Origin of the sequence: Paenibacillus nitricinens (genome assembly GCF_052056485.1) — a bacterium.
GTDB classification, from domain to species: domain Bacteria; phylum Bacillota; class Bacilli; order Paenibacillales; family Paenibacillaceae; genus Paenibacillus_AQ; species Paenibacillus_AQ nitricinens.
Map to the genome: position 1 here is coordinate 4,436,225 of NZ_CP183948.1, position 17,439 is coordinate 4,453,663.

Here is a 17,439-nt window from a genome sequence, read left to right on the forward strand (position 1 = left end):
TTATTCCAGCGGCTTTTTTGATTAGTCATATTTAAGTTCATACCAAATGAGACTATAAGTATATTTGTTTATACTCTGGTAAATGATACAATATGGAAGTCGCGAGATATCTTAAATTTTAACTTTAAACTATGCTTTCGATGCCACCAAAACTTTTAAGGAGTGAAGTAATGTCTATCGATGTTTATCTGAATTTCAACGGGAATTGTCGTCAAGCTGCAGAATTTTACGCGGAGGTGTTTGGTGTTGAACGTCCACAAATCATGACCTTTGGCGAAACACCACCCGATCCCAATTTCACTCTTCCTGAAGAAGCCAAAGATTTAGTTATGCACACTCGCTTGAATATCGAAGGCAGTAATGTAATGTTCTCTGATGTTTTTCCAGGCATGCCTTTCGTGGAAGGAAACAACATAAGTCTTTCGGTAGTAAGTAAGGATTTGGATGGCATAAAAAAATATTTCCATAAGCTTAAAGAAGGCGGCAAAGTAGGCATGGAATTACAAGAAACCTTCTGGAGCTCGTGTTATGGCAGTCTAAAAGATAAATTCGGCATCGATTGGCAATTCAATTATGATGACGGACGAATGAACATGTAATAAAAATAACAACGAGTATGGAGTGGCTGCGAAACCTATTAATACAGGTGCGGCCTACCTCCAACTCGTTGTTTCTTGTTCAAGCGCTTAGTCCATAATCAAATCATATACACTAACCTTCCGAATCCGTCTTGCAACTAGCATGGATACCACATAAGCAACTACTAGAATGACCGCACACAGTAGAAGCACTTGAGGCAAACTAATCGCCAGCTGAACGTTATAGATGCCTAGACTTGAAAGCAATAATACAAACGCCGAATCCGAGAAAATATACCCCACTAAACTCCCCAGCACTACTCCAACTACAATCACCGGAAAAAGACTGAACGTAATCTGTGTCATTAGATTAAAGGTGGTATATCCGATACCTTTAAGAATGCCGAATTCCCGCTTACGTTTCATAATCAACGTCTTAATCACTAAATACAAAATTAGACTGACTACAAAAATCGTAACCACAGTAATCACCGCTGTCATAGAAGATACTGCTGAGGTAAAAGTATTAAGTGTACTATCCATCGCTTCTCGAACGTTAGTAATGCTCCATTGTCCGGGGAAACGCGCTTCCAGATCCTTCACAAAAGCATTGGAATCTCCCCCGTCTTTCAGATACACATTGATGGACTGAGGGGTGTACTCCGGTTGCAGTCTTTTCATTCCATCACCAGTCATGCTCGCTACCATCCCAAGTTGATTAATCTGCTGGCTTAGACCAGTGACTAAATAATTCACCGTTACACCATTAAAAGTGACCGGAACCTCGTCCCCTACATTTATATTCTCCAATTTTGCAATAACACCGGAAATCGAAATTTCGTTATCATAAATGGGTTGCCTGCCTTTGTATGTTGTTTGCGTCTCCAGCTGGCTAAAATCGTCTGACACTCGAAGCATAAAGTTAGTATCTTTGATCGAAGCGGCCAGGCTATCCAATACAGTCAACTTTTTAACTATTGGCATAGCTTCTAATTCACTAAACATCCCCTGCTGCAGATCTCCGTTCTTTGGCAACAACATGAAATCGCTTCGTTCTATGCCTACCAACTTTATAACGGCGGAGGTATCTCCTTTAAAGTTGAAATTCAGTATAGAGCAAAAAATACTAGAAAAGGTTAATCCGGCAACAATCAATATGATCATCATATTCTGTTTCATCTGTCTTAATAAAGCTTTAAGGCTTAAGCTGAATTGCAGATTCATTCGGGATGTTTCGAGTGGAATAGGGTTCCGCTTGAAATTGTGAGCATGGATTCCGCTCTGCAAAGCAGCAATCGGAGTAATATTCCGAATTCGCCGGCTCGACAAATAAGTAACAATAGCAACCAGTCCAGAGACAACAACCAAACTAAGCGCTGCACTGCCCACTTCAAATGATACAGGCCACAGCAGCCCGATCGAAGACGAAATCATATTCCCTACCAAGGGCATAACTAACCCAGCTACCCCTCCTCCCGGTATAGCTGCGATGATGGAAACCGCGGTGAACTGAAGGAGAAGCGAGTTTTTGATCTGCCATGAGGTATAACCATTCGCCTTTAAAACACCGATGTTAGTCAAGTTATCTTCAATATGTCCTAATATTTGAAACCGGATTACAATAAGCGAAATCAGAACCATAATAAGTGCAAATACGATCAAAATAGCTGCTAAAAGATTAACAAAAACACGGTTCCCTTCGAGTCCGACTTCCGCCCGCATTACTTGAAATGGACTCTTAATTCCTGAGGCAAAAATCCGCTCACTTATCATTTGTTCCAGCTTTACATCCTTTGAAGGATCGGTCACATCTGCTGATAGAAAGCTATACTGAGCTTCAGTTCCAAGACGTTCCTCCAATTGCTTATAGCCTTCATCATTTAGAAATACTTTTAAAGCTCCATTCGTTAACGTCCCTAGTAGAGGCTCCTCAATAAATCCGCCGATGGTATAAGAGAATTGGTTATTATTGTATACAAAAGAAAAGTTATCACCTAGCTCATACCCCGATCCTACATGGAATAAATAAGGCAAATAGATCAAGTTCGGATCCCTAGATTCGAGCGGGGTAATAGTCTTGAATAGTCCCATTGTCCGCGGTGTATCCGCATTGAGAATTATAAAAGCTACAGTAGTATCCGTTTCTCCATACTTCATTTTTGCGTCTGCTAATAGAATCGCTGCTTCATTCTCCCAAGATTCGGTATATGGATAACTATCCACAAGCCCCTCGTACTCTTTTAGATGATCATCTTTTACAAAATATGCACTTAATTCTGGAGTCTTTAATTCAGTCATTTTTTCTTGCTGAAAAGAATTAAGCTTCAAGCTGACCGTGAGACCAATGTTCAACAGCAACGCAGCTATCATGATCAATACGAAGAGCGTAATCGTTGCACTTTTTCTTTTGCGAATATTGGACCAAGCAAGTTTACCTATTAAGCTTCTCATCCCTACCACCCCAATTCGGTCAGAAAGGACTGTAATTGCTGTTGCCGTTCAGGTCCACTATCTTCGCTATAAGGGGAAAGGCGCAAATCTCCAATGACTACTCCATCCTGCAGATACAAGATCCGATTACCACGCAGCGCAGTTTTGAGATCATGTGTTACCATAATTATGCTTTGCCCCTGCTTATTCACCTCGGTTAGGACACGCAGTACCCCTATTCCAGCTGAGCTATTTAGCGCTCCAGTTGGCTCATCAGCAAATACCGCTTTTGGACTGTTGATCAGGGCCCGGATAATTCCGGCACGCTGAGCTTCACCTCCAGAGATTTGCGCCGGAAACTTCCCCCAGATGGAGTCATCCAAGCCTACATCTAAGAGCAGCTTTTTGGCTTTTTCCACAGCCCCGGCCCTATCCTTTTGTACAAGAAAAGCACTTGATAATACATTGTCGAGGACACTCATTGAATCGAGTAGATGGATCTGCTGAAACACAAATCCACAGTTCTTCCGCCGGAATATCGCCAGCTGATCATTACTCATCGCCGTAATATCTTGACCCTCAAACAAAACCTCTCCAAGCGTTGGCTTATCCATTCCCGAAATGGCATACAGCAGTGTTGATTTACCAGAACCAGAGCTGCCCATGATAATCGTGAAATCACCATGATATAAGGTCAGATCTAGATTTTTTAATACATGCTGCTGAGTTCCTCCATGGGAGAAGGTTTTTCCAAGCTTATGGGTCTGCATCAATACTTTATTATTCACTTCGTTCATGTTGAACACTCCATTTACGTTCATGCTCATTAATTGCGTTAACAGTAACCCTTGCTCTCGCACAATATAATGGCTGCAATCACTGGCTGATTCGTAATTGCAACCTAATCGTACGTTAAATGTTCTTAACATGTCTTTGTGCAATCCTTAGCGAATTCTTAATTCTTTCCTGCTAAAGGAATCAGCAGCTTTACAGTAAATCCATCCTCCCGATTGGAGCATACAATATCGCCCTGCATTTTTTGCATCATATAACGAGAAATGTACAGACCTAAGCCTGCACCGTTCTGGCTCACGGCTAAACTGCCCCGAAAAAATTTATTGAATATTAAAGGTAATTCCTCCTCAGGAACACCAGGACCGTAATCCAGAATATCAACCTCCAGATAATGATCCCTAATCTCGAATTTAATATCGATGTGTGTACCGGAGAAGGCATATTTATAGGAATTGTTCACTACATTATCGATGACCTGCTGCAGCCGTAATGGATCCGCCATAATGATGCAGTCTGGCACAGATGCAGCTGAAATTCGTTCGTAGAAGTTCACATTATTTATAATTTGGGTCAGCAGATGACTATTCTCCTCCGTTAAGCTGACTTTTAGTTCATTCAGCTCCTCCAAGGTGGAATGGAACATGTCTGTGACCAAGCGATCAATCTGATCCGCTTTGGAATATAAGGTGTTTAGCTGTCTGCTTGTCTTCTCATCTCTTGCGCTTAATAACATCAGTTCCGTAATCGCCTTCATCGAAGCGACGGGGGTCTTAATATCATGACTAAGACTGGCAACCAGCTCCTTCTTACTCTTGTTCGCTAAATATTCACTATGCCTAGCCGCCGCAAGCTCTTCCCGCATCATATCGAAGCTTTCGGTAAAGGCACCAAATAGATGATTACGATCCATCGCAAGTGGCACTTCAAGATCACCTCTTGCGATATGGTTCGCAAATAGCTGCATTTTGCGAAATGGACGAAGAATGGATCTATTCAGGAACCAAATATAGAGGATGCCGAGAATTGTAAGCAAAAGCAGCATCGCAACAGAAACTTGTATAAATTGTTGTTTCATATGTATAAAAATCGTACGGTAATCATTATTAATAATTACTTTACCCACCAGCTGATCCTGAACAACAACGTCGACTAAGGTATCCCGATTATTGATAGCTTCGTTAATGCTAATGGAAATCGCATTTTCAGTCTGATATTTTAATTTACCAGACGTATCGATAATGGCGAAATCATAAGGGCTTTCCATGTACAGTTTCGGATCAATTTTATCCCAATGCTGCTCTGTAAGCTTAACGATGGTATTGATCGCCACTCGGTCTGTGGAGGTCTCCACCTTCAAATTGAATATCAGGAATAAGAGAGTTATACTTGCAGCGAGTATAGTGAGCATTAGGGCCAGTAGCAATTTTTTAGTCATCGCTATTTATCCTCAAAAGCATAACCGATACCCCATACGGTACGGATGTACTGTGGATCGTTAGGATTCTGCTCAATCTTCTCACGAAGATGACGGATATGTACATTTAAGGTGCCATCTCCCGCAAAAACATCCCCCCATACCTCTGTAAATAGCTCCTCTTTAGGGATTACCCGATTTTTATGCTGGATCAAAAACTTAAGCAATTTATATTCCATTGTTTTCAGCTTGAGGGGTACGCCGTTAAGACTTGCCCTTCTGAGTTCGGGATCAATCTGGATGGGGCCGGATTCAAGAAGAGAAGACTCGGCTACAACTTCGTTGTTGTACCGTTTAAGCACCGCTTTTACTTTTGCCAGCAACACTCTCAGGGTATACGGCTTATGAATATAATCATCTCCCCCGATATCAAGTGCAATCAATACATCATCCTCACTGGAGCGGGCACTAATAAACAGGATGGGAATCCCGGTCGTCTGACGCAGCTCTTTGCATAACTGAAAGCCGGATTCACCGCCTAAATTAATATCAAGGAGTAACATCGACACCTGATGCTCACACAAAAAGTTCCGGCAGGCATCGGCGCTCGTAACAAATGCGGTTTGAACATCAAACAAATTAAAATATTCGCAGGTGGTCTCCGCAAGCTCAATTTCATCATCAATAATCAAACAATCATATCTCATCGATTTCTCTCCGCTTCAACAGAATTTATTAATATGTTAGAATATGCCTTTAAGGAGGGGTTACCTGTGGATACACAATTCCAGCGTCTGGAGCACTATTTAGATAAATACGAACAAAGCTGGCCATTAAGTGGCACAGTCTTACTAGCTCAGCGTGGAGAAATCAAGTTACATAAAGCGTACGGATATGCCAATCTTGAACATCAGGTCGCGAATACTTTAGATACCAAATTCCGGATCTGGTCACTTACCAAATCATTCACTGGCATGGCTATCCTGATGCTAAAAGAACAAAAACGTATTAGACTGGAGGATCCAATCCTAAAACATCTCCCTCAGCAGCATCAACTAGAGGGGATTACCATCCTTCACCTGCTGGGACATACCTCTGGTATAGCCAACTACACTTCCATACCCGAATATAATCAAAAATTAAATAAGCTAAAGCTGACTCCACAAGAGATGTTACAGCTATTTGTGAGTCAGCCCCCTGCATTTATGCCTGGCACTTCATTTGCCTATAACAACTCAGGTTATTATTTGCTGGGGATGATTATTGAGAAGATTACAGGGATGACATTTGAAGATTATATCACTACTTTTATATTACAGCCTCTGGGCATGGTAAATACAGGAGTTTATAACAATCAGCAAATTATTCCAAAATTAGCCTCGCCTTATCATTCTTCTTGGGGAGAGTATACTCAGGGGGAATACATAGATATGAGCTCTATCTTATCCGCTGGCGGGATGTATTCGACGGCTGCCGATCTTTTCCTGTGGGATCAAGCCTTGTACTCCGATCAATTAGTGTCTCATAACACCCTTGAGATGGCTTTTCATTCCAGTAATCTCAAATATCGATTTGGTTGGTTCTTGGACGAACGTTTTGATCGAAAAAGAATGTATCACGGCGGTGCCTACCGCGGCTTCCGAAGTGAACTGCATAGATATCCTGAAGATCAAACAAGCGTCATCATGTTGACCAATTACGATTGCGTACCCGTCACCAAATTAACGGAATCTCTAGCTGGATTAATATTTGGTGAACCTGAAAGGGTGCCTGTCTCTCCACAAGCCTTCCCTCTTGATGACAGCATTTATGCTTCATATATGGGAACCTATGAGGGATATGGCTGCAAAGCGAGCGTGGAGCGTAGTGGGCAAGATTACTATTTTGTCTGGAATGATGTAGAAGTCACTCCCTTTTATCCCATCTCGGAAACAAGATTCCATCATACGAAGCATGATTCGGAATATGAATTTAAGCGGAATGCTCAGGGTGAGCTTTCATTTCTGGGGATGCACAAAAAACAAGACAAGTCTTAAATAGACCTGTCTTGTTTTTTGATTCGTGTCTGCCCTAGGCCTTGGCTATAATGATAAACTCAACGAGAAGTACAAGTAAGGCAGTAGTTACACCAAGCGAATTAATTACTGTTAAAGCATCCGGGTAGCTTTCTTTCCGAAATTGGGAGAATAAAGATACCATCCATAATACACTGAAGAATAGCGCGACCAATCCAGAAATCGCCTCACTATCCACTTTTCTGCTCCGCATAAATAATCCTACAAGGCCAACAACGGTAAAAACCATGTATATAACAAGCTCTATGGATGTGATCACAATCGCCTCGCCTGCAGAGAACAAATGCATTAACATGTATTGAATCCCTAAACAAATAAACACAAGCTGGTTAAAAGAAACTTTGCTCACTCTCATAGCTTATCTCCTTTTAATTTAAGTAAACCGCAACAAAAAGATAACGCTTTCATTATATCGATAATTAAAATAATCCTCTGTGACCATACGCACGAAATTTTTTAAGGACAGAAATTTCTCAGTGCTTGGTAAACCAAGGCGTCAAAAAGCTCCCTATAGAAGTCACCAACATAACAATACTGATTATCCAAATGTTTTTACGGTAAGGATGAAATAACTCTTTAATACTGATCCATACTACATTGTATTTCATTTCACATAACTCCCCGCGACATATACTGAGACTAGCCTCATCCCATCTCAATACCAACAAAAAGAACAACAAAAACTACAATAACTAGCAAAGCACCTACAATAACGATCGTTTTTGGTGATCTATTACCCCTGTCCATTTCAATTCCTCCTTTTATCTACGCGTGTATATCTCTTTTTCCAAACGAAATATAGGTGACAGACAAACTAATAGCTATAATAATCACAGGAATTAGCACCACTTCCATAAAGCTCTTTGCTCCTGTTAGGACTATATTTTGTGAATTAACGACGTAAATTCCGGAAAACTTCATAACTTGGGTCGTTAAAGCATGGTCTGAAATCCCCCTTAACCATGCGGAGGAAGCATCACGGAAATAACCGGATATCATGAAGTCGCCGAATATAATTAGAAAAGTTACAACCACCGCTGAAGCCGTTCTTTTAATAAGAATACCAACCATAATGATTAGAGCAGCATAAGCTGATAAATAAAGGACATTTAATCCCAGTACACGGGAAACCTGAATCAAGTCAGCAGAAAAATTACGATTACCGATGTCAGTCCCGATTATCAAAGCAGCTATCATATAAGCGAGATAAAACACTACTGTAAATTGTAAAATCCACCATATAATAATTTTATAAACAGAAAGGTATTTCCCCGTGATATAGATAAACCTACTTTGTCCAGAAGCCAGGATAACTTTGATAGATCCATATTCAAATCCTTCGGTTGTAAAAAAACATACGTAAACTGGAATAAAAAAATAAAAAAATAAAGATAAAGGTGTCACAATCGTTAAGGGTTCCGCGAGATTACCGATTTCAAAACCAGCTTTACCGCCAATCCAGATTGCTAATACCAGACTTGCTATAAGGAACAGAAGAGAAATTCCCTTAAACATGATATCCCTTCTTATAAAGTAAGACTCAGCTTTCAGAAAATCCCTCATTGCTCATTCTCCTATCAGATCCATATAATAATGCTCAAGATTTGCTGTGGACAGGTTGATTCCTTCAAGTGGAATTCCATTTCTAATTAACGTTGACATTAACTGTTCAAGATCTGTCAAATCCTTGGGAACCAATATTTCTCCGGCCTCTGACAATGTGATCGAATGAATATTAAGATCGATCTTAAGTACGTTTATTGCTGCAGCTATTTCAACGGTCTTAATACAAATTTGCGCTTCGGCTGATTGCAAGAGTTCTTCCACAGAGACTTCCTTAATGAACTGCCCTTTATGAATAAACCCGAATTTGGTAGCTAACAATTGGAGCTCGCTCAAAATATGGCTGGAAATCAAGAGGGTAACCCCTTTTTCATGTGCCAGCTTAGCCAATAATTTTCTCATCTCTACAATCCCTGTAGGATCAAGCCCATTAATCGGTTCATCCAAAACTAAAAATTCCGGTTCGTTGAGAAGGGAGATGGCCAGCCCTAATCGTTGACGCATGCCCAGAGAATATTCCGTAGTATTTTTGTTTTCAACATCCGTTAGTCCCACTAAATTCAGCACATCTTTAATTCTCTTGAAATCCGAAATACCATGAATCTTGCAATAAAAGCTTAAATTCTCTTCAGCATTCATATGGGGGTAGAGGGCAGGTAGCTCTATTAAAACCCCCATTTTTTTTCTGACTCGTGCGAGGTCCTTCTCATTACTTTTACCCATCAATTGGATAGTCCCTTTTGTAGGATAAACTAATCCACTAATTATTTTCATGAGTGTGGTTTTACCTGCTCCATTCTCACCTACAAAGCCATAGATATCACCCTGTTTAATCTTCATATTTATATTTTGAAGCGCATTTGCACTGCCGTACTGTTTAGTTAATCCCTCAGCTTCAAAGATTGTTGTATTCATTTTTCAACTCCTCCATACCGTCTGCTACTAATTGATATTAAATTAGCATGTTTACTAGAATTACTAATCGTTATGGTAAAAAACACGGGAATAAATGTAACTTTCGCCACTTCCAAGTGATCCCTAAAAGGATAAAGGTTGATTATACTCCCATATAATGTATTATTATTTATAACACAGGAGGGGAATTTCACATGATACATATTGCTATTTGTGATGATGATTTCAAGGCAACAGAATATATGGAGAGATTGATCCTTAACCATCCCATTCAGCAGACCGTAAAGATAGAGGTATCCATATTCTATTCTGGTGAAAGTTTCACGAAAGCCATACAACATGGTTGTCCATTTGATCTTATTTTTATGGATATAGAAATGAAGGGAATAAGCGGAATAACAGCGGGTCATATATTACGGAGAGATTGTGATAATGATAGGGTTCGGTTGATTTACGTATCGAGCCACGAAGAGTATCATGTTCAACTATTTGACGTTCAACCTTCCGGTTTTATAAAGAAGCCTATACATAACGAGTCTTTTGAAAAAAAACTAATCTCTATGATTCAGCAAATAAAGGTCAAGCGTCAGCAAAATCAACCAAAATTACTGCCTGTACACCAAAGTGGAACTAAACTACTGATTCCAATCCGTAATATTATGTACTTGGCAAGTGATCGCCGAAAAATCATTTTGCAAACAACGGAAGATCAAACGGAATATTACAGTACTTTATCTATAGAAGAAGGAAAGCTACCTTCGAAGCAGTTTGTGCGGATTTATCAATCGTATCTTGTGAATTTCGATTACATAAAACAAATTCAGGGCAAAAAAATTGTATTAACGAGTGGGGAAGAACTTCCGATTAGCGATAAGCAAAGCACCGTAGTGAAAAAGAGTTATTTGCAATTCAGGGGGAGTCTGCTTGAATAATATTCTACTGGATGAGCTGTTCTATGCCCTCACACTGGCAGCTCTCCCATTTATCATTCATTATTTCTATGATCATTGTTTCCCACGGCTTTGGGAATCCAAAGTAATCCTTTATTCCGTATACACTGCTTATTATATTTTCGTACTCCTCCTTCATAACAGCCCACTTCCAGGCTTATGGATGCTAGGGCTTAATATAGTGGGGATCGTTCTATTGTCCTTTTTGTATAAAGGAAAAATACAATGGCGTATTGGTGCTGCTTTATTTATAGTCGCACTGATTATTCTTTCAGATGCAGCAACTGCACCTGTGTATACGACAAGCGGATACATCTTTACCTTGTTTTTGTCTAAGATTCTGATGTTTATACTGGTACAGATCACGCTTCGTTTTACCAAAGCTTTTGGAGAGGGCAGTCTAAGCAGTTGGTATTGGATCGGGTTGTTCTGCTTTCCGTTTATCAGTATTCTCAGTATTGCAAAATTATCGGGCGAGCTGTCATTGCGGGAATATCCGGCGTTGTATCCGGCCTTGTCCGGAGGAATGCTGTTGATCAACTTCCTGATCATTCTTTTGTGTGATCGTGTATTAACCATACAATCGGCACAGAATAAAAACTACTTGTTGGAACAGCAGAACACCTACTATATGAACCAGTATCTGCTCACGAAAGAAAGGCAGCAAGAAGTCTTTACGTTTCAACATGATTTCAGGAATATCTTGCTCGCCCTAAGGTCTCAATTACAAGCTGGGGAAAAAGAAGCCGGACTGAATGATGTAGATAAGCTTCTTGGAGTAATAGAACTCTCTTCAGGTGAAAGTAATACCGGCTCCATCCTAATCGACTCTATCATTAATTACAAGTCGCAATTTGCCAAAAAGCTGGGTATCTCCTTTCAAACGGATATTAAGATTCCACCTCAGCTTGACCTAGATGCTTATGCATTTAGCATTATTCTAGGGAACACCCTTGATAATGCTATAGAAGCATGTAAGCATCCAGGTGTGACTCAGCCTTATATTAAATTCCAACTTCATTATCATAAGGATACTTTATTTATCAGAATACAGAATCCATATCAGCATTCCATACGTACGAATCATTTCGGAGAATTAGCCACAACAAAACGAGACAAGCATTTTCATGGTATCGGTCTAAAAAGCGTAAAGAATGCGGTAGAAGAAATCGGCGGAATATGGGATATCACCTATGAAAACCAAATTTTCCAAGTGGAAATTTGTCTTTTTAACATTGAGATCTTATCAGTTGCAGAAACTGAGCAAAAATGCACCTCATAGAAAGACATCGGACCCAGAGGGTTTTCCAATGTTTATTCTAAGGGGTGCATTTCAGTCACAAGTACATCTATTATTTTACTTACGGTTCGATTGTAAATTTAGACGAAAACGAAATACTGCATCTTCACCGTACCACATAGGGAAATTCGTACCCCAGATATTATGGTCTTATAAGCCCGATGGTAATGATCGTATGCCGTTAGTCTAAATATTTCGAATGGGACATCTTGTTCTCAAAATAGAATGAATAGTGGATTTATTTTGAAACATTTTCAAATAGGAGGCCAACGGTTTGAAAAATAAAGAATCATTTGTATTCGTCACAATCCCACTATCCGAGATCAAGAAATTCATTCTTATTGATTTTGTAGCTGGATCGGTCATTTATTTCGCTATAAAGTTTCCCTTACATTCTTTTATAGCCGCCTATGCTGGCAGCATGTTCGGTCCAATACTTATTCGCCAATCCATGAAAATGGTTCAGAATCGCGCTAAAGCATAAGCCATAAGGAGACAACAATTCATCTCTACTCGATGCAGTTTAGAAATTGTTCAATCTGTTTTTTATGATGCTTATCATGTGGGATAAAACTTCTCAAATACTTGCGAACACTGAACTTCTTGTGGTCTCCATCCTTATATTCCAATTCGCATTCTTCATCCGTTAATCCAGAGACTGCATCTAAAATTCTAGATCTGTAGAGCACAAATTGTTCAATCAAGGTCTGCTTGGATAACAATTTGGCATACTCCCTCGCGTTAGCATTAAATTCGTTAAAATCCAAATATTTCGTTGTTAATGGTTCTTTCAAAATAATCTGCTTAATAGCACCTTCATAGAAATATTTATCCCATAGCATGAGGTGACAGAGAATATCCTTCACGGTCCATTTACCAGTAGCTATGGGCTTATCCCAATGTTTATCTGGCACCTCTTCTAATGATTTCACGAATGGAATAAGAGACTTAAATTCGAGTATCATTTGCTCCTTTGATTTTAATGCCATAGAAGCTAACCTCCGTGTGAATATAAAATAGAATAGCAAAAATATTATGCAGCAGCATCATCCTTAGAAGCAGTGATTAAATCAGCCTCAGTAGAGTCTGGGTTCAGCCAAATCTCGATCATATCATGAGTACGCTTTACATCATTTTCATCGAGTATATAATACCATTGATCCGTATGTTTTCCTTCCCCTTGGAGCATATGACTCGTTATTTCAGGGGTTCCACCTTCAAGAATTACCTTCTTAGCCAAATCCAAAATAAAATCTGACTTCATATTCGTTTTAAAGTTACTGCCAGCAATTTCGATAATGTTCTGTATATTAAGAATATTATCTATTCTTTTCATCCGATCAAGCGCTGCTTTCAAGAAAATCCGCTGTCTCTCTGTTCTCTTAAAATCAGAATCTTCCCGATATCTTACATACATTAAAGCTTCCTTACCGGAATAGATCGGTTTGTTCGGCTCAATTCTTAGTTTCTCATGATCGGGACTCTTATTCTCAATCACCTTGGTGATTGGAAGCACCACTCCTCCAAGAGCATCTGTAACACCCACAAGCCCATTAAAATTAATCGTAGCATAGTAATCAATTGGCGCATTCAAAAGATTTTTAACGGTATCCACACTCATTTGAGGACCTCCGTAGGAATGTGCCGCATTAATCTTGGTTTCTTTTCTTGCTCCTTTGATATTTTCTGCTCCAATAATTTCTGTATAGGAATCACGGGGAATGGAGACGAGCAGTGCTTTATGGTCTTCAGGTCGAATAACTGTATAAATAATGGAATCAGAAAGCCCGTTTTCTTTGCCACGCTGATCGGTGCCTAGTAGAAGGAGAGAAAAAGGACGGTCTTTATTTTCTATCGTTGGTTGTAATCCTGGTTCTCCGCTGTCTTCTAATGGCACATAGGAGTCCTTAAGGGTGTGTTCAATCGTTGGGGCTACAACATTATTAAACCCAAAAATCATTAATTCTTTACGGAAAATAAAAGATCCCAGTCCAATAATAAGTACGATAGCCATCGAAAAGTACCAAATTTTCATTTTTTTACTGATTTTATTTTTTTTCACTTTCTTTTTCTCGATTCTGCTTAAAGTAAATGAAGCAGATGGATGAGTGCTCTGTTTATTTTTCATTTGGATGAATTACCCTTTCTGTTTATGCGACTTCTCACCATTAATGAACATCACCTTTTATTCCACACAATTACGTTTAAACTTGTATTACTGTTTATGCCTACCCCATTACCTAAATATCCCATAATTATAGACGATCATTGGATCGATAAGTTTCTTTTTATAAGAAATTTTTGAGGCAAAAAAAAAAGACCACATCCTATGAAGGATGGGTCTGCAAAGTTTATTGAGAATACATTAGGTTTTGTTCAGGATCGTATCGATTTCACTTTTCAGTATAAGATACCTGACAACACTTCTCATAATTGGGACTTTGGTTAACTTATGCTGGTCTACATAGCTTTTCATTTGATCTTTAGACAGACCAAGTAAACTACCGGCTTCAGACACAGTCAATACTTCCTTGTTGCTTGTAGCGTTAAAGGTTTTCTTCACTTTTAAATTCCAGTCTTCAAACACCTGCACTTACATCCGCCACCTTTCAACTAAGCGAGAAATATAAGACATATAGTATTGTGTGAAACTTATAATTTCTTATATTTAAAAAAATCCCCAAACTATAAGTTTGGGGATTTTTTTCACAACTTTAGAGTTTTACAACATTCTCAGCTTGTTGACCACGATTGCCTTGAACTACGTTAAATTCTACACGTTGTCCTTCATCCAAAGACTTGAATCCGTCACCAGTGATTGCGCTGAAATGTACGAATACGTCTTCTCCACCTTCAACCTCGATAAAACCAAAGCCTTTGTCCGCGTTAAACCATTTCACTGTTCCTGTTTGCATAATATAATTACCACCTTTTTTTAATTTACATGTTATTCTTATCCCAAAAAAATCTCTTACAAAATCTCTAAAAAAATAAAAATTCACATATGGTACAAGGTTATTGTCATCTTAAGAATAACCCTCTACGCTATGTGAATTAGCAGGTAACTACTTTCGATATATTGATTATAGCACATCCGATGCCATCTAGATACCTTTTAGATTATGTAAGAAATGGAAAAACCCTGATCCTTTAGAAAAGAACCGGGTTTCCCACTTACAATTACAACATCTCTATTATTTTAAATCTTAAAATAAGACAATTTATCCAGCAAATCTTGCACCATTGAGCTGAGGGATTCCGTCGAGGCAGTTATCTCCTCCATTGAAGCAAGCTGCTCCTCTGACGCTGCTGCTACACTTTGTGAATCTGCGGACGCTTCCGATGCAAGATCGGCTAATACTTTGACACTAGCTGAAATCTCCTCTGTACCAGCGGTCATCTGCTGTGCGGCTGCAGATACCTCCTGAATCTGATCAGTAACCTGTGTCATTTCAGCAAGAATCGATGTAAACAGAAGATCACTGTCAGATACACCCTGCACACCGATACGTACTTGTTCATTACCAACGGCCATAGCCTGTGAGGCTTGATTAGTATCTTGGACAACATGTTCGACTAATTCAGTAACTTGTTCGGCAGCTTGTTTCGTTTGATCCGCCAACATCCGTATTTCCGAAGCTACTACAGCAAATCCACGACCTTGTTCACCCACTCTGGATGCTTCAATCGCTGCGTTTAATGCCAATAGATTAGTCTGTTTACTGATACTCGAGATCAGACCAATAATCCCACTAATCTGTACAGATCTTTCACCTAGTCGTTCAATCGCCAGACTGGTCTCGTCCACGGATTGCTTAAGCTCTGTCATCTGGTTCACCGCCATTTGAAGCTGTGCACTGCCTCTCTTCGTTTGATCGGTTACTTCATCGGCAGATGCAGACACCGCTGATGAAGAGTCAGCGATACGTTGCACTCCAACGCTAAGATCGCTCATGGCCAGAGAAGATTCTCCTGCATAACCATTCTGCAGTTGCGCTCCCTCGGCGACTCGTCCAATAGCCACAGCAATCTGTTCAGCAGCTTTCCCTGTCTGTTCAGCGTTCGCTGTCAACTCTTCAGAAGTAGCACCCACTGACATCGACAAGTCAGCTACAAGTCCAAACATTTCTCGAAGCTTATGTGTCATCTGATTAAAATGCGTAGCCATCTTGCCGAATTCATCATTATTTCGAACCTGCAAGGTTTGGGTTAAATCCCCTTGAGACATAAGCTGCAATTTCTCAGATAACATTCGAAGCGGTTTGATCACCATCAACCATAGTTGAAAGCCTACAACTAGTCCTAAAATCGTCATCCCAACTAACATGATAATAAAAGATTCTGTTTTGGCTTGTTCGAAGTCCGCCATAATTGTAGATTTAGGAATGGCTGTCTGGGTATACCATACCTGTTCACTTTTTGGCATTTGGATTGGAACAAAAATTCGGAGCACAGTTTCTCCTTTGGAATTATTGGTATACCCCTGTACACTCTTCCCGTTCTTCACTTGTCTCCACAATGCAGCTTTCTCTTCCGTATCCCCAAAATCTTTAAGTACACTCTGTGGATCATTAGGATTCGCTACATATTTCCCATCATTTGAAATAAGAGCAACATAACCTCCCATAGGTCTATAATTAACCGCTTTTGCCTGAAGCTCTGCTAGCGAGATATCAAATCCCACAGTCCCAAGAAAAGTACCCGAATGGGTTACAATGGGCTGTATAATCGAAATCATCTGCATAGACCCAACAGTTGTCTCATAAGAATACGGTTCAAGATAGATCGGTTTCTTATTTTTTTTAGGTATAAGGTAGTAATCTCCGGTGCCTTCTACTTCGTAATTTTTCGAAGCTTCAATCGTAATTGAACCCTCATTTTTAACAACATAAGGAACAAAACGCCCTGTGTTGTCATCGTACGGCATTTTATTTATATTAGCCTGATCCTTTTGATCGAAGGCATTCGGCTCCCATAATGTGCTAATACCCAAAATTTCAGGTCTGTTCTCAAGCATAGCCTTCATTGTAGAGATAACATCCTCACGACTTAAGGTCTGATGTTCTCTTGATTCCAGCAACACTTCTGCGAATACCTTAGTTGTTGACTCCATGTCTATCATAGTATTCTGGATGGATTCCGCATAACTTCGTCCGGCAACCTCCGCTTGAAGTTCACCATTCGAAATACTCACATTACGCAGATTTTGCAGATTTGCAACTAAACTAAAGAAAAAGATAACAATGATAACTAAACTTACTACCAGAACAAATTTAACCGTTAAAGAAAGCCTACGATACAACGCCATCTGAACAACTCCACTCTAGGATAATATACCTTATCTTTAATCGACAAAATGCGACTGTCATTTAATAGGTCTTTTTACCTATAATTAAATAATAAAATTTAAAACACCTAT

The 17,439-nt window shown here is 39.6% G+C and carries 17 protein-coding genes; 5 read left to right on the plus strand and 12 right to left on the minus strand.

The window, feature by feature from the left end; genetic code table 11:
- The first annotated feature begins 170 nt into the window (after positions 1–170).
- Positions 171–599 carry a VOC family protein gene (locus tag ACN6KS_RS19745; RefSeq protein WP_042189935.1) on the plus strand — a complete coding sequence of 143 codons (429 nt, stop codon included), beginning with the start codon at positions 171–173 and terminating at the stop codon, positions 597–599.
- A gap of 87 nt (positions 600–686) precedes the next feature.
- On the opposite strand, the gene ACN6KS_RS19750 is transcribed toward ACN6KS_RS19745, so the two are convergent.
- From ACN6KS_RS19750 to ACN6KS_RS19765, 4 genes are read right to left on the minus strand one after another with little or no spacing between them, the layout of a single operon-like run.
- Positions 687–3,029 carry an FtsX-like permease family protein gene (locus ACN6KS_RS19750; RefSeq protein ID WP_440960336.1) on the minus strand — a complete coding sequence of 781 codons (2,343 nt, stop codon included), beginning with the start codon at positions 3,027–3,029 and terminating at the stop codon, positions 687–689.
- 2 nt (positions 3,030–3,031) lie between these two features.
- The gene (locus tag ACN6KS_RS19755) at positions 3,032–3,937 is read right to left on the minus strand and encodes an ABC transporter ATP-binding protein (RefSeq protein ID WP_341135284.1); all 906 of its coding nucleotides are present in this window, start codon (positions 3,935–3,937) and stop codon (positions 3,032–3,034) included.
- 26 nt (positions 3,938–3,963) lie between these two features.
- Complete coding sequence (locus ACN6KS_RS19760; RefSeq protein ID WP_440960337.1) at positions 3,964–5,238, minus strand: HAMP domain-containing sensor histidine kinase; 1,275 nt, start codon at positions 5,236–5,238, stop codon at positions 3,964–3,966.
- Between the two features lie 2 nt (positions 5,239–5,240).
- Positions 5,241–5,924 carry a response regulator transcription factor gene (locus ACN6KS_RS19765; RefSeq protein ID WP_440960338.1) on the minus strand — a complete coding sequence of 228 codons (684 nt, stop codon included), beginning with the start codon at positions 5,922–5,924 and terminating at the stop codon, positions 5,241–5,243.
- Positions 5,925–5,990: 66 nt separating this feature from the next.
- Here ACN6KS_RS19765 and ACN6KS_RS19770 point away from each other — a divergent pair, with 66 nt between their 5' ends.
- Positions 5,991–7,253 carry a serine hydrolase domain-containing protein gene (locus ACN6KS_RS19770; protein WP_440960339.1) on the plus strand — a complete coding sequence of 421 codons (1,263 nt, stop codon included), beginning with the start codon at positions 5,991–5,993 and terminating at the stop codon, positions 7,251–7,253.
- 34 nt (positions 7,254–7,287) lie between these two features.
- Here the strand turns inward: ACN6KS_RS19770 and ACN6KS_RS19775 are convergent, their stop codons facing one another.
- The 3 genes from ACN6KS_RS19775 to ACN6KS_RS19785 form a co-directional block, all read right to left on the minus strand.
- On the minus strand, positions 7,288–7,647 hold the full coding sequence (locus tag ACN6KS_RS19775; protein ID WP_094870202.1) for a hypothetical protein: 360 nt from the start codon (positions 7,645–7,647) through the stop codon (positions 7,288–7,290).
- A gap of 410 nt (positions 7,648–8,057) precedes the next feature.
- The gene (locus tag ACN6KS_RS19780) at positions 8,058–8,855 is read right to left on the minus strand and encodes an ABC transporter permease (RefSeq protein ID WP_440960340.1); all 798 of its coding nucleotides are present in this window, start codon (positions 8,853–8,855) and stop codon (positions 8,058–8,060) included.
- A 3-nt stretch (positions 8,856–8,858) separates the two neighbouring features.
- Entirely contained in the window at positions 8,859–9,770 is a 912-nt protein-coding gene (locus ACN6KS_RS19785) for an ABC transporter ATP-binding protein (RefSeq protein ID WP_440960341.1), read from the minus strand.
- Between the two features lie 194 nt (positions 9,771–9,964).
- Between ACN6KS_RS19785 and ACN6KS_RS19790 the strand changes: the two genes are divergently transcribed.
- From ACN6KS_RS19790 to ACN6KS_RS19800, 3 genes are all read left to right on the plus strand, one after another.
- Positions 9,965–10,702 carry a LytR/AlgR family response regulator transcription factor gene (locus ACN6KS_RS19790; RefSeq protein WP_440960342.1) on the plus strand — a complete coding sequence of 246 codons (738 nt, stop codon included), beginning with the start codon at positions 9,965–9,967 and terminating at the stop codon, positions 10,700–10,702.
- On the plus strand, positions 10,695–12,002 hold the full coding sequence (locus ACN6KS_RS19795) for an ATP-binding protein (RefSeq protein ID WP_440960343.1): 1,308 nt from the start codon (positions 10,695–10,697) through the stop codon (positions 12,000–12,002). The genes ACN6KS_RS19790 and ACN6KS_RS19795 overlap by 8 nt, the downstream gene beginning before the upstream one ends.
- Before the next feature lie 292 nt (positions 12,003–12,294).
- Positions 12,295–12,504: a hypothetical protein gene (locus ACN6KS_RS19800; RefSeq protein ID WP_094870207.1), complete on the plus strand. Its 210-nt coding sequence runs from the start codon at positions 12,295–12,297 to the stop codon at positions 12,502–12,504.
- Between the two features lie 25 nt (positions 12,505–12,529).
- Here the strand turns inward: ACN6KS_RS19800 and ACN6KS_RS19805 are convergent, their stop codons facing one another.
- The 5 genes from ACN6KS_RS19805 to ACN6KS_RS19825 form a co-directional block, all read right to left on the minus strand.
- Entirely contained in the window at positions 12,530–13,009 is a 480-nt protein-coding gene (locus ACN6KS_RS19805; protein ID WP_440960344.1) for a DinB family protein, read from the minus strand.
- A gap of 44 nt (positions 13,010–13,053) precedes the next feature.
- Positions 13,054–14,148, minus strand: a complete 1,095-nt coding sequence (locus ACN6KS_RS19810; RefSeq protein ID WP_280786545.1) for an LCP family protein — start codon at positions 14,146–14,148, stop codon at positions 13,054–13,056.
- 237 nt (positions 14,149–14,385) lie between these two features.
- Positions 14,386–14,613 (minus strand): helix-turn-helix domain-containing protein, encoded by a 228-nt coding sequence (locus ACN6KS_RS19815; protein ID WP_094870210.1) that lies wholly within the window; start codon positions 14,611–14,613, stop codon positions 14,386–14,388.
- A 121-nt stretch (positions 14,614–14,734) separates the two neighbouring features.
- Positions 14,735–14,935 (minus strand): cold-shock protein, encoded by a 201-nt coding sequence (locus ACN6KS_RS19820; RefSeq protein ID WP_036685790.1) that lies wholly within the window; start codon positions 14,933–14,935, stop codon positions 14,735–14,737.
- Between the two features lie 284 nt (positions 14,936–15,219).
- A complete protein-coding gene (locus tag ACN6KS_RS19825) occupies positions 15,220–17,328 on the minus strand; it encodes a methyl-accepting chemotaxis protein (protein WP_440960345.1) in 2,109 nt (702 codons plus the stop codon).
- Positions 17,329–17,439: the final 111 nt, after the last annotated feature.